General features: G+C 47.9%; 9 protein-coding genes. All 9 read left to right on the top strand.

Features of this window, described 5'->3' with window-relative positions; all coding sequences use genetic code 11:
- The first annotated feature begins 10 nt into the window (after window positions 1-10).
- Window positions 11-1744 carry a glycoside hydrolase family protein gene (locus AC58VC_RS04610; protein WP_497367636.1) on the top strand — a complete coding sequence of 578 codons (1734 nt, stop codon included), beginning with the start codon at window positions 11-13 and terminating at the stop codon, window positions 1742-1744.
- 12 nt (window positions 1745-1756) lie between these two features.
- Entirely contained in the window at window positions 1757-2761 is a 1005-nt protein-coding gene (locus AC58VC_RS04605; RefSeq protein ID WP_497367635.1) for an aldose 1-epimerase, read from the top strand.
- Window positions 2754-3848, top strand: a complete 1095-nt coding sequence (locus tag AC58VC_RS04600) for a Gfo/Idh/MocA family protein (protein ID WP_497367634.1) — start codon at window positions 2754-2756, stop codon at window positions 3846-3848. The genes AC58VC_RS04605 and AC58VC_RS04600 overlap by 8 nt, the downstream gene beginning before the upstream one ends.
- 47 nt (window positions 3849-3895) lie before the next feature.
- Window positions 3896-4798 carry a sugar phosphate isomerase/epimerase family protein gene (locus tag AC58VC_RS04595; protein ID WP_497367633.1) on the top strand — a complete coding sequence of 301 codons (903 nt, stop codon included), beginning with the start codon at window positions 3896-3898 and terminating at the stop codon, window positions 4796-4798.
- A 28-nt stretch (window positions 4799-4826) separates the two neighbouring features.
- Window positions 4827-5921 (top strand): fatty acid desaturase family protein, encoded by a 1095-nt coding sequence (locus AC58VC_RS04590; RefSeq protein WP_497367632.1) that lies wholly within the window; start codon window positions 4827-4829, stop codon window positions 5919-5921.
- The gene (locus AC58VC_RS04585) at window positions 5918-6235 is read left to right on the top strand and encodes a MocE family 2Fe-2S type ferredoxin (RefSeq protein ID WP_497367631.1); all 318 of its coding nucleotides are present in this window, start codon (window positions 5918-5920) and stop codon (window positions 6233-6235) included. Before AC58VC_RS04590 ends, AC58VC_RS04585 begins: the two co-directional genes overlap by 4 nt.
- Window positions 6236-7196: 961 nt before the next feature.
- Entirely contained in the window at window positions 7197-10523 is a 3327-nt protein-coding gene (locus AC58VC_RS04580; RefSeq protein WP_497367630.1) for an S-layer homology domain-containing protein, read from the top strand.
- 150 nt (window positions 10524-10673) lie between these two features.
- Window positions 10674-11999 carry a Gfo/Idh/MocA family protein gene (locus tag AC58VC_RS04575; RefSeq protein ID WP_497367629.1) on the top strand — a complete coding sequence of 442 codons (1326 nt, stop codon included), beginning with the start codon at window positions 10674-10676 and terminating at the stop codon, window positions 11997-11999.
- Window positions 11992-13983, top strand: a complete 1992-nt coding sequence (locus AC58VC_RS04570; protein WP_497367628.1) for an alpha/beta hydrolase family protein — start codon at window positions 11992-11994, stop codon at window positions 13981-13983. The genes AC58VC_RS04575 and AC58VC_RS04570 overlap by 8 nt, the downstream gene beginning before the upstream one ends.
- The last annotated feature ends 6 nt before the right edge of the window (window positions 13984-13989 follow it).

Raw genomic sequence — 13989 nt, 5'->3', positions numbered from 1 at the left:
GCAATTGTCGATGATTAGCGAGGAAACGAAACAAATACCGGATACCCTTCTGCTCGAAGAGCGGGCAGGGCACGTGCTTAGCGCCATTATTGGCATGGCGGATGAGGATTTCGGATATATTCCTTTTTTTGCAGCGAATTTAATGGAGAAGCCAGCGTTTTTGACGCATGGGGATTGGGATTACGGCTCCAGTCACGGTCGTTTGGTGGATGCCCTCATCTTGGCTAGGCATATGTCAGGAGACGAGCGGGGACGAGACATTGAGGAGCGTTACAGAGCCAATTTCCTTAGCTTTTTTAAAGAAGATGGACTCAGCTACCGGCAAATCAATCCGAAGGCGCCGTGGGAAACAAACGCTAACTTGATTGACCAACGGGCCGTCATACTCGCGTTGACCTCCTGGTTTATGTCAACAGGCGACCGCAAGATCAAGCATGTTGCTGATAAACATGTGGCTGCGCTCAAACGTATCGCTATTAAAGAGAAAGACGTATGGTACTATCCAGCTTCTGAGTACACCGTGAATGGCTGGCCATCGACGAACGCGGTCCAGCTTCGATTAGCTCCGGACCCAGCTGCTTTCTGCGGTCGTTTGGTCATGCCCTTGCTTAAGTATTATGAGCTGACAGGGAACATGGATGCTTTCGAGCTGTGTCAGTTCTTCTCCGCGCTGATCGTTCATCGCAGCGGCGTTTTCAATCCGGATGGCAGCTTCAACGATTCGCTAGCCTATCGCAGCGGTCATTTCCATACCCGTATTGGTACACTTGATGCGCTCGCGCGGTTTGCTATGCATACCCAGGACGCTTCGATCATCCATTTCGTCAAGAAGAGCTATGATTGGGCGTTAACACGCTGTACAACGTTTGGCTGGACGCCTGGCGATATGCACGAACAAGCATTTGAGCATGAAACCTGCTCGCTTGTTGACTTGATCTCTACGGGAATTACGCTGGCTAGAGTCGGATATGTCGAGTACTGGGGGATCGTCGAACGTTTCCTGCGCAATCACTTAACGGAGTCGCAGCTGCTGACTCTGGATTGGGTTGTAGGAGCTGACAGCAAAGCGAATGACGATGTTGGGATGAAATCTTACTTCAACGTGGCGGAGCGCACGCGTGGCGCGTTCGCCGGATACTCCGCTCCGAACGATTTCTGTTGTAATGTAAGCGGAGGCAGAGGGCATACCAGCGATCTGCAGACCTGCTGTATCGGTTCAGGGACACGCGGTTTATTCATGGGATGGAGCAATACGATTACGGAGCATAACGGGACCATCAGTGTGAACTTTCTGCTCAGCAGAGGCTCCCGTTGGCTTGATGTTTCCAGTCATCTGCCTCACGAGGGCCGTGTGGAATTGGAGATTCATCGCAGCTTACCTAGACTACTCGTTCGTATTCCCGAATGGGCTGGCTATGCGAAGGTAGAGGTTTACCGAGAGCTTGGGGATAGCGTTAGAACACAGTCCGGCAGCGAACCAAGTATGTGGGTGAACCAGCGTTTCCTAGCGTTGGGTCAAGTCCAGGTGGGAGAGAAAATCACGTTGACCTTTCCGCTTAGTGAGCGCCAAACCATAGAGAAAGCGGTTGGCCAGGAGTTTATTACTCGGTGGCGCGGGGATGATGTCATTCATTTGAGCCCGGCTGGGACGCATCATCCCTTTTATAATAACCGGAAAATATTTGAAAAAGCACCACTCCGTACAGGTCAGTATCGCCGATTGCAAGAGGAATTTTATTGGTAAAAGGAGGGGCCAATGAGCAAATATGGGGCATGCCCTGTTCGCAAAGAGGGATTCTCGATCATCCTGTTAACAGACGAAGGAAGCCGTTCCTCCGCGGAACTGCTTCCGGCAATCGGTAATAATCTCTATCGTTTCACATGCGGCGGGTATGAGGTCCTTATGCCTCCTGCGAACTTAGCTTCTCTGCGGCAGGAATCGGATGAGGTGTTTAAATATGGCACCCCCCTTTTATCTCCACCGAACAGGGTGAAGAAGGGTCGATTTACATTCAAGGGGCGTGAGTATCAGCTGCCTCTGAACGAGCCTCCTGACCATCATTTACACGGTGAAATTTGTTCCAAGGCATGGAAAGTGATTGGCTACGGCGCTTCAGAGGAAGAAGGAGCTTGGGTGACCAGCCAATTTCGTTACGCAGAACATCCAGAGATCATGGCCTATTTTCCCCATATGTTAGTCTTCACGATGACATATCGGCTGCGGGATGGACGACTTCATCTGGAAGGAGAGATTGCGAACGAAGGCGTGGAAGAAGCACCGTTCGCATTTGGGTTGCATCCTTACTTTGCAGTTCCGTTCGGGAGTGGAGAAGAGATTGCTCTTCGTATACCTGCGGCTGCGGAATGGCCCGTTACGAATCAGGCATTCGTAATGGGTATGCCGGAGGAATCGGCTTTCAGCCGAGAGCTTCGTGAGGGCGTCCCAATCGAGAACTATCCGCTGCTTGGCTGTTCACTGATATCCATGGGGCAGGCTGCGGATCGTACATGTCGGATCGAAATGATAAATCGGGGCTATACGATTGCTTACCAGTTCGATCAAACCTTTCCTTATGTGGTCCTATTTCGACCCGATTGGGCATCGGCTTATTCTCTGGAGCCTTACACGTATGTTACAGATGCATTCAATCTTCCTTACGAGCACGAGCTGACAGGAGCCCGAGGCATACGGGCAGGTGAACAAGTCCGATTCACGACAGGGATGTGGATGGAGAAAAGAGGAGGCGCAGCGCATGGATAACTTGGATTTGAATATCAGGCCGGAAATGCCGGCACGCAAAGATTTCAGAATCGGCTGCATCGGTTCCGGGTTCATTATGCGAGACTGTCATCTTGTGGCTTATCGTGATGCTGGCTTTAATCCAGTGGCGATTGCATCGCGAACCTACGATAACGCCAAGGCGGTTGCAGAACTGAGGAACATTAGGACTGTGCACAGGACGTGGGAGGAGCTGGTTCAGGACTCGGATATCGAGATACTGGATATCGCTTTTCCACCGGACCGGCAGCTTGAAGTTGTCCGTCTTGCGGTGAAGATGAAGCATATCAAGGGCATTTTGTGTCAAAAACCGCTGGCTATGAATTCTAAGGAAGCTCGGGAAATCGTGGACCTTTGCGAGAATGCGGGTATCAAAATCGCCGTCAATTCCAACATGCGCTACGACCAGTCGATGCGTGCCCTCAAGACGATTCTTGACCAGGGTTATCTAGGGCAGCCGGTACTAGCGACGGTAGAAATGCGCGCAATTCCGCATTGGCAGGACTTCCTGCATAAGTATGAGCATCTTGAGATTCTCAACATGGGAATTCATCATATTGATGTGTTCAGGTATTTGTTCGGCGATCCGCACAAAGTTACAGCCGTTACGCGTAGCGATCCCAGGACCAAATTCCCGCATATAGACGGGATATCGCAATATACGTTCCAGTATGCGAACGAGTTAATGGCGACCAGTCTGGACGACGTCTGGGCATGGCCCGGTGAAGGGACAGAGAAGGATATTTACATCAAATGGCGGGTTGAGGGGTTCAGCGGTATGGCTCAGGGCACGATCGGGTGGCCGGTTTATCCAGAGAGATCGCCAAGCACATTAGAATTTACGACGACACAAGCACCGAATCAGTGGTTCCGGCCAAAATGGGACGAAGTCTGGTTTCCGGATGCTTTCCAAGGCACGATGGCGCAGCTGCTGCGGGCGGTCGAATCAGACAGCGAGCCGGAAATTGGCGGCAGGGACAATTTGAAGTCAATGGCAGCGGTTGACGCTTGTTACAAGTCCATCGCTGAAGGCAGGACGGTCCTATTTTCCGAAGTATCAGATTCCTAATAACAAATTCCTAATAACAAATTTAATTTACTAGGAGGAAATTGCTAATGATCTCAGTCGGTATTTTTAATGGGTACTATCCGTATTCCTTAGAGGAATCCATTTCCCGTATGAAAAGAGACGGGTTCTCCTGTGTGCAACTGGATTTGTCTTTCAAAGACATGGATCTTGCCTACGAAACGCTTACGAAAGAAAAATGCCACCGTATTCGCGATGCCTTCCGTGATGCTAATCTGCCGATTGTCTGCATTTCCGGGTATACGAACATCATTCATCCAGACCCCAAGAAGCGAGAACAGAATTTGTTCGGTTTGCAGACTTTGCTGAAGTTTGCCCGTGATTTGGGGACTCCGTACGTCATCAGTGAGACGGGGACTTACAATACCGAAAGCGATTGGGTGTGGGATCCGAAGAATGGCTCGGAAGAAGCCTATGAGGAGACGTGCAGCCAAATTGAAAATCTAGCTAAATTCGCTTATGACCATGGATCGGTATTCCTTGTGGAAAACTATGTGAATAATGTGATCGGCTCTGTCGACGCGTTAACTCGTTTATTCTCGGATGTCAATCATCCAGGTCTCGGGCTGCTGATGGACCCGACTAACTACTTCACGGACAGCAACATTGGCCACGTCGATGAGACACTGAACTGCATTTTCCATACGCTAGGGGATAAAATAAAAATTGCCCATGCCAAAGACTGCAAACCTGCTGAAGATTTGTCAGAGAAACATGCTGAAATCGACGCGGTCGAATCGCATACCTTCCGGGGGGCAGGCGCCGTTGAGCTCCCAGCTCCCGGCCTTGGCATTCTGAACTATGAATTATATTTGCAAAAGCTGTCTAAGCTGCACCCGAATATTCCGATTATTATCGAGCATCTGGATGAGCAGGATATCCCGCGCGCGAAAAAATTCCTTGACGACAAGCTGAAGACAATCGGCGGTTAATAGGTAAAGGAAGAAGGAGTGACTTGACATGGCCGTAAAAATGAAAAAAAGGGACTACAGCATCACAGGAGCTGAGAATAAACGGGCAATCGATCTCGGGTTAGCGGATGCGGAGTGGTATACGTGCCCAATCCCTCGTCAGCGGATGAAAGAATTGATGAAAAGGAAAGATGGCCCGGCCATTCGCGACACGATCATTTGGATTGGCGGGCTTCTGATTCTGGGATATCTTGCCTACTTGTCGTGGGGAACCTGGTGGGCTATTCCTGCCTTTCTTGCTTATGGCATTCTCTATGCGACGCCAGGCGATTCCAGATGGCACGAGTGCGGGCACGGAACGGCCTTCAAGACACCTTGGATGAACGAGGTCGTGTATCAGTTTGCGTCCTTTCTAGTGCTGCGGTCGGCTACTCCTTGGCGGTGGAGTCATGCCCGCCATCATACAGACACGATCATTGTTGGACGTGATCCAGAAATCATTACAGAACGGCCTCCGATTTGGAAAATCCTTATTATGCAAATTTTCCATCTGTATGGCGGGCCTATTGAGATCAAACGATTTTTTCTCCATACATTCGGCAAGCTGGATGAGCAGGAGAATGCGTATATTCCTTCCTCACAGCACCGGAAAACGTTTCGCGAAGCACGAATTTACATGCTTATTATTCTTGCCGTTCTTGCAGCATGCCTGTATACAGGCAGCCTATTACCCGCAATGTTCGTGTTTCTGCCTTCCTTTTATGGTGGAATCGTTGTCCTCCTGTTTGGTATTACGCAGCATTTAGGTCTCTACGAAGATGTGCTCGACCATCGTTTGAACACTCGGACGGTTTATATGAATCCGATTTGTCGGTTTCTATATTGGAACATGAACTATCACACAGAGCACCATATGTTTCCGATGGTCCCTTATCATGCGCTGCCAATGCTGCATGAGGAGATGAAATCCGATTGCCCTCCAGCGAGGCCGAGTTTATGGGCAGCACTGAAAGAGGTCGTTGGTGCTTTAAGAATGCAAAAGCAAGACCCTGCTTATGTTGTGGTGAAACCACTTCCTAGAACGGCGCGCCCCTATATGTACGGGCCTGCTCATGCGTCGAAAGAAAGGAGCGAATTAGGATGAGTCTCGGAGAGTGGATCGAAGCCTGCCAGGCAGATGAAGTGGAGATGGAAGATGTCATTCGTTTCGATCATCATGATCGGACTTTTGCAATCTATCGCACGGAGAAAGGCGACTACTACGCATCGGATGGTTTTTGTACCCATGGCAAGTTTCATTTGTCCAATGGTTTAGTCATGGGCAATCTTATCGAGTGTCCGAAGCATAATGGCCGTTTTGACATTCCAACGGGTGTCGCGAAACGTGTACCTGCTTGTGTGGATTTGCAGACGTATCCGGTGAAGATAGAAGCGGGAAAAGTATTTATTCAAATTTGAGTGTGTGCGAAAAGTGAAATTAAAACCTGACGGATCAAGTTCCGTCAGGTTTTGGTGTTAGCTCCCCTAGTATTTCTGCAGCATTCAAGCAGCGATAAAATACATATATAGCGTCCCCTCAGTCCGATAGCATTTCGAATTCAGCCGAAATTGGCGGAATAACGGCTTCTGAGTCCGTAACAAAAAATTGGCTACTTGGAAGGGCAGACGGGTGATCGGCTATTGGTGGGACTCGTGGGACTTTTAACTAGTTGGCGACTATTGGTGGTGTTCTTACTCCGACCGCCAGCTTCGTTGTTGTGACTTGGAGCATTAGCCGTCGGTTAACGGACTCAGATAGTTCTATCTGCTGTTAGCTTACCTCCTGCACACTGGTCACCCGCTAACGGACCCAGATAACTCTATTTGCTGTTTTTGGGCTAGGATTAGCATCTAACGGACTCTGGGGCCGCTATTGGCCATGAAATTGCCTCAAGCAGCGATAAAATACATAGATAGCGTCCCCTCAGTCCGATAGCAATTCGAATTCAGCCAAAATTGGCGGAATAACGGCTTCTGAGTCCGTAACAAAAAGTGGCTACTTGGGAGGTCAGACGATTGAGCGGCTATTGGTGGGATTCGTGGTATTTTAACTAGTTGGAAACTAGTGGTAAACAATGCTTTTTCCTCTTGAGTGGGAACTACTGGTTCTTATTCGGCTGCACGATTTGGGAGCCAAGAACGATGGTTTGTATTGTTTTGCATCGTTGCATGGAGTTGACAACATCAGCAGGATGAATAAAACAACCTATAAAATTGCATAAAAGCCCCCATAATACGGTCACGTTTTTGTAATAAAGTTAGTCCATGCAAGAAAATGAGCGAATGAGAGCGGGGCTGATTACATTGAGGCATTAGTTTTGTTTTACACATAATGTAAGCGTTTTATAATGGGGTATCATCTTATAGGGAGGTGCACGAAATGAGGAAAGAACTTGCTCTGTTACTATCATTTATGCTGCTATGTTACTGCTTTGCCCCTTTTGTCAGTGCGGAAGAATCCGCTGCACCAAAAACGCCAGCCACAACAACGGTACCATCACCATCACCATCGCCAAAACAATCACCAAAACCATCAACCAAACCGTCTCCAAAACCGTCTCCAAAACCATCAGCCAAACCATCAGCAACGAAACCGGCTGCTTCTCCAACTGTAACGGCAGATACTTATTTGGCTGACCAACTTAGTGATTTGAAAAGTCTTTCTAAGGATGACAAGAAAAAAATCAACGTTCTCTTGAAAATGGACGCGATTGAGAAGTCGTCTGTGGATACTTTTGGTGTGGATGATGCCATCAATCGAGCTCAGTTAGCAAAAACAGCAACGCTCGTTTTGGGATTGACAATCGACAACGCGGTTACGGGATCAAGCTTCTCAGACGTCCAAACGAATGATACCTCACGTTCATATATTGAGGCGCTAAAGAAAGCGGAACTCACCTATGACGTGGTTGATAACAAGTTCAATCCGACAGCGACCGTATCTCGTCAAGAGCTCGCTATGCTGTTGATCAAAGGACTTGGCTTGGATGATAAAGCGAAAAAGGCAGCTCCAAGTAAAGATGAGACGGTAGACGCTAACTATAAGAGCTATGTCACTTATGCGCTGCAGCAAAAGCTCATGACCAATCAGACAGGCGGCAAATTTGGCGGTAACGTTACCGTGACTCGAAAAATGCTGGCACTTGCTTCCTATGCAGCGCTCCAGCTTCATCTAACTACGGCTAAGCCTGCTAAAGCTTCAATTGCTGAAGTAAAAGTAATCGGCAAGAATAAATTAACCGTAAGGTTAAATCGTGAAGTTGACAGCAATAAGGCTGTTTTGAACGTGACGAAAATGGGTTATCTAGATTCAGACAACAAGCCCGTTAAATTCGAACCGATAACCACTTGGTCCGATGACAGCACGACAGCTACGCTTGAAATGAGTGATGATTTAGAGTTTGCCCAATACCAAGTCGTATTGAGTGGCGTGGATGTTGCCGTCGGGACGATGGGTTTCATGCCAGAGAATGAGCGGGCAGCTAAATTTGAATTCGTTACAACAACAGAGAAGCTGCCATGGTCCAAGGCACTTATTGAATATAAGGCAGTTAACCAATACGGTGAGCCAATGAAGTTATCGGCAAGCAATGTAAATGTTTATGTAAGCGCGCCGAAACAAGTTCAGGCAACGATCCTGGCTGAAAGTAACGCTATTATCTTGGATTTAAGCGATTTGCGGCCAGATAATACGATTGCAGTTAACGTACTGGAAAAGAGCGGTTATCTCAATGTCAACAAAACGTTCACGATTGGTGACATGCCGCAAGTGAAAAAAGTTGACTTAGGAGATCCCAAAAACAATCTGAAGCTCCCCGTTGGTCAACTGGTGTTTCAAGCCGGAGGAAGGGCGTATCTCACCTTTAAGGCTTATGACCAGTATGGCAATCGAATTATAGATCCGAAAATTTTGAACATGGGATTATTCAAATCCTTTACAGGGACTATTGGCAATGTTTTCAAAATGGATGGCCCCAATGATTTCGTTGATTTTGACAACGACGGTTATCCAGAACTGCAATTAGCCGTGTATTCGGATTTGGACAGCAATAAAGAAGTGACTGTAAATTTGATGTTTAATGGTGAAACGGTGTCACAGACTTTCACAGTGGCAGCACCGAAGACAGCTTATTCCATTGTGATCGGCCCCGTTACCACGCCATTCACAGAAGGCGATAAAGATAAATCGATAAGCTTGAAAATTGTCGATTCGTCAAATCAGGAGTTAACTTCAACAGAAATAGCTGAGCTTGAAACAACTGGTAAAATTTCCGTTTATGCTACAGGTGGCCTAGTTGTGGAAGCGAGTCCGAATACTCGTACAGATCCGAAAACAAATATTACACGCAACGTTGCTATAGACCTTAATGGAACTATTCACGTCAAGCAGGTGACGTCCGCAGGACCGGCCACTGTCTATGTCCGAGTGAACGGACTCAATCAAACGGTGAGCCTTCCCTTAATGATCGAACCGGCTCGTAAGCCTAACACCATTAAGCTTGATGAAGGAAATTCAGCGAGAACCATTTTGTTAATTAACACCTTGTCGCAATCGAAAACGAATGGTGTATTCAAAATTTATGATCAGTTCGATCAGGTGTACTCGACGAAGCGCGATGACTACAAGGTCGAGATGAAGCTGGAAAAGCTCAGCGGTGTTACGGGAGCTGTTTATACAGCAGGAGCGGTGACGCTCACTGATGCTACTCCTGTCGTAATGAGGGAGATTACGGATATTGTCAAAGCAAGTGGTGGCGACGGTATATCGATCAACTTCAAAACGGATCCGACCAAAAAGGGCAGTTACAAAGTAACGGCCACGTTAGTTCATCTCGATGGAAACGGGCAGATCCAAGAAAGGCTCAGTACCGATTCGATTATCGTGGATGTCGATGATGTCAATTACCCAAATCTAACGTATTCGCTAGATTTAGGCTCAAGCAGCGATCTCTTAGCAGTAGGAAGAATATTGTATGATGCCGCAAAAGTCAACAGTGTTACGAACGCGACTTACTTGTTCAGTAACTATTCGTCGCTTGCCAGAGGTGTCACCATTTTAACCAAGGATTCTGCAGGTCTGGATACAGGTCTTTCCGTTAAGGTCAGAGCGGTTACTTCCGATAATCCGAAGGCTATGGCTTATAATAACGGCAAAATCATTGGTCTCGACAGTGGAAAATTCAACCTTACCGTCTTCTTTGATACTCCGAGCGGAGTTAAGTCACTTACACAAAGCCTTGGATCAGGTATCGATTCTATGGCCCCGACAGCGATCAAAATATCGAGCGGTAATCCAAAAACGATAAAAGAAGGTGAGAAACTACAGCTAAACGGCCTCTATCTGTGGGATACGCAATTAATGGGGCAGTTACAGGCTGCTACAAACTACGGTACATTCACCAATGTATGTAAGGATAAAGAAAATAAAGCAACAACGTGTGCAAGTGCTGTTACGAATCAAGATCAAATTGGTCCAGCGAATGATTTTATCGGTCTGCAGTCATTTATCGGTGACATTATTTATACAGAGCTCGATCCTGCTAAACAAGATACGGTTTCTGTTAATCCCAATTTTACATTAGCTTATACCCGCAATCCAAATAGCAGCAATCCTGCAACGAACAACATTCAACAATTTAATATTTATCTTGTTGGCGGGACGCAGATTCTTAAGTTCACAGTTATCCTAGGTAAAGTAGGCGCCTAATTTTAAGTACCCTGTCGGGCTACCCGACAGGGTATTTCTATGCCCACCCATCCCCAGACAGGATTGACCTATAATGACAGTCGTTTTCACTAATGGTTTGCCATTCGCAACTTTGTATACTTAACAGTAGAAGCAGGGAGGGATATCATCGTGGCGAAGAAAAAATACGTGATCTGCGGCGTGAGCACGAGGGCAAACGGCATGTTTATTCGTCCTATGCTGGATACTTTTCATCAGCATTGCGAAATTGTCGGCTTGCTGGATGCGGACCCAAGCCGCTTTGCCAATTGCTTTAAGAAATTTCCAGCGCTGACAGGGACACCGGTATATGCTCCGTCTCAGTTTGAGCAGATGATCCAGGAAACGAAACCAGACGCTGTCATCGTCGCAGGCGTGGATTACACCCATGCAGATTATATAGTAGGGGGCTTGCAGCACCATCTGGATGTCATTTCGGAGAAACCGATGGTGACGACAGGTAGCGACTGCAAGCGGGTATTGGATGCTCAGAGTAACAGCAGGGGGAAACTCCACGTCACTTTTAATTATCGGTATTCTCCGATTCATACAAGAATTAAGGAACTGATTCTGGAAGGCAGAGTCGGCCGGGTGACTTCGGTAGATTTGAATTGGTACATCGATACGTATCACGGAGCAAGCTATTTTAAAAGATGGAACCGTAAACGTGGCAACTCCGGAGGGTTGTCGGTGCACAAAAGCACGCACCATTTTGATCTTGTAAACTGGTGGATCGGCCAGAAACCATTGGAAGCGTTCGCATATGGAGCGCTGCACTATTTTGGTCCGGATGGGGAACTCAATCCCGTGAAGGAAGACGGCAGACACTGCGGGACATGCCGAGTCAAACCCTCTTGTTCGTATTTCATGCGATGGTCATCACGGAGCAAAGAGATTGTACCGCCAGACGACCATGTCAATGCGCTCGAAATCAAGCCTGATAATTTCACAGGTTACCGTCCTGACGGGTGCATTTTTGATAGCGAAATTGATATTGAGGACACGTATGCAGCTGTTGTTAAGTATGATAAAGGCGCCATGTTAAGCTACTCCGTCAATTTCTCGGTGCCATACGAAGGTTATCGACTAGCTATCAATGGAACAAAAGGCAGGATTGAAACGAAAGAAATCATGTCCGGGCGCGCAGCTTTCCATGTGCCTGAGCAAACCATCGACTACTTCCCACTGTTCGGAGGCAAAGAAACGATACACGTTGTACCGAAAGCAGGAGGGCATGGCGGGGGTGATCCGCTCATTCTGGAGGACTTATTCCTAGGACCTGATCCGCAGCGTCATTATGACATTATGGCAGGTGCTGAGGCAGGGGCTCTTGCGGTGCTTACTGGGGAAGCTGTTTGGAAATCGGCTGCAGCGAATCAACCTATACGTCTATCCGACCTGCTGGTTGAGTCAGAACTGGCAGAAGTATCAAGAGGAGGAGGATCTCATCGTGTTTGAAAAGTTTGAAAATGTTCAAATCGCCCATTTTGATGTAAAAAGCCAGCTGCCAAGATGGATTTACGAATCCGCCATGCGTGCTGCCGAGAGAGGCGAGCTTGCTCGCGCGTCGATCGGAAATATAACCGATCTATTACAGCGTCAAAAGGAGATTCGTGAAGGGATTATCACGTGTGTGGGCGGCTTGCATGCTTCAGATACGCCGTTAAATCCCCAAATAACAGGTAAGGTCTCAGGGAATGGCTTTCATGTAGAGAAAGTAATCTTTGAACCTAGACCGCTCGTTTATGCTACTGCAAATCTTTATATACCAGATGGAATTACCGAGCCACGTGGCGCTGTGCTTCTACTGTGCGGACATCGCGAGCAGGCTAAACACTGCGACGAGTACCAGACTGTTTGTCACTATTTGGTTCATGCCGGTCTTATCGTAATGTCGCTTGATCCAGTAGGTCAGGGTGAGCGTTTCGGTTTCTATGATCCTGCCACTGGGCAGGCGCCAATGACGAGCGTGACCGAGCATGAAAATGTAGGGCGGCAATGTTTACCGCTTGGCGACAGCTATGCGCGCTATATGCTTCATGATGCGATACGGGCTATTGACTACTTGTGTACGAGAGAAGAAGTTGATCCGCAAAGGATCGGAGTTACCGGTCATTCCGGCGGTGGCACCCAAACAGCCCTGCTTATGATGGCTGACGAGCGCATTGCTGCTGCTGCACCAGGCGGCTTCATCATGAACCGTCCGTATTTTCTACTAACAGGTAAAGCACAAGATGCTGAACAGAAATGGCCTGGCTTTTCTGCGCTAGGCTTCGATCACGAAGATATCGTGCTTGCCATGGCACCTCGACCTGTGCGTGTTCTCGCCACAACCTATGATTCCGTACCGATTGAGGGTCCACGTCATACCGTAGCTGTTAACCGAAGATTTTGGGATATGTATGACAAGGGGGAAAAGCTGGACATTTATGAGGATGAAAATGCTCATCGCTTCTCTATCCCATTGGCCCGTGCCGCAGCAGAGTTCTTCTCGGAACAACTGCTAGGTCGTAAGGTAACTCCGCAGGATGAAGTTATTCAATTACTGCCAGCGGATCAGCTTCATTGCACGCAGAGCGGGCAGGTCATCGGGGAATATCCGAATGCCCGTAATACACACGATGAAACTAACGAACGGTTAAACCAGTTGGAGAAGGCGCGTAGTGAGATGCCGGAAGATTTGCGTAAAAAACAGGCGTTGAAATGGCTGCGAAATGCCGTCTACTTCAACCGCAAGCCATGCGATCTGAATCCTCGTCTTTCCGGAGGCGGAGAGGTGGAGAATCTGTGGGCACTCCGGACAGTATGGTGGAGCCAGCGAGGCTTGCTGAATAACGCACTGCAATTTTTCCCAGCTGAATCAGCGGGCCGCAAGCTGCCAGTTACCATAGCCGTATGGGATGGAGGAACCAAACAAATAAATGCGCATGCCAAATGGATCGAGGAAACCTGTGCTTCCGGACGTATCGCCATGGTACTGAATCCAGTGGGCATCGGCTCGCTATTGCCGCACGTGAACTCACCCGAGGAAAGACCCTACAAACGCTTCGGTATGATGGATCGCTACACAGATGAGTTGATGTGGTTGAGTGACAGTATGGCAGCTGTACGAACCTACGATGTATTGAGGGCTATTGAATTAGCAGGAACGTTGAAAAATATTGATTCTGATGATATCGAGCTTTACGGCTGCGGAAAATACGCCATATACGCCGAGTTGGCGGCTCTGCTCGATTCACGTGTCCAACGGGTATGTCTGGATGACCGAATGAGCAGTCTCGCTGCGTGGATTAAGGAACCTTTTTATGATGAAAATGATTCTTTAAGTTTCATTCTGCCAGGCATGCTCCGCTATTTCGATATTCCTGATGCAGACAATTGGCTCGCGCAAGAAGGCAGATTAGGCACTGCCATTAAGCTTATGAATAACACGGCAAGCTAAAGGAGG

It is taken from the genome of Paenibacillus sp. J22R67, assembly GCF_059692175.1.
Note: the sequence above shows the minus strand (reverse complement) of the source record. Positions and strands in the feature narration are given on the sequence as shown.

Bases quoted from the DNA above. Each gene is read 5' to 3' on its own strand.
- AC58VC_RS04610 (WP_497367636.1), top strand. From the start codon at position 11: ATGATTAGCGAGGAAACGAAACAAATACCGGATACCCTTCTGCTCGAA.
- AC58VC_RS04605 (WP_497367635.1), top strand. From the start codon at position 1,757: ATGAGCAAATATGGGGCATGCCCTGTTCGCAAAGAGGGATTCTCGATC.
- AC58VC_RS04600 (WP_497367634.1), top strand. From the start codon at position 2,754: ATGGATAACTTGGATTTGAATATCAGGCCGGAAATGCCGGCACGCAAA.
- AC58VC_RS04595 (WP_497367633.1), top strand. From the start codon at position 3,896: ATGATCTCAGTCGGTATTTTTAATGGGTACTATCCGTATTCCTTAGAG.
- AC58VC_RS04590 (WP_497367632.1), top strand. From the start codon at position 4,827: ATGGCCGTAAAAATGAAAAAAAGGGACTACAGCATCACAGGAGCTGAG.
- AC58VC_RS04585 (WP_497367631.1), top strand. From the start codon at position 5,918: ATGAGTCTCGGAGAGTGGATCGAAGCCTGCCAGGCAGATGAAGTGGAG.
- AC58VC_RS04580 (WP_497367630.1), top strand. From the start codon at position 7,197: ATGAGGAAAGAACTTGCTCTGTTACTATCATTTATGCTGCTATGTTAC.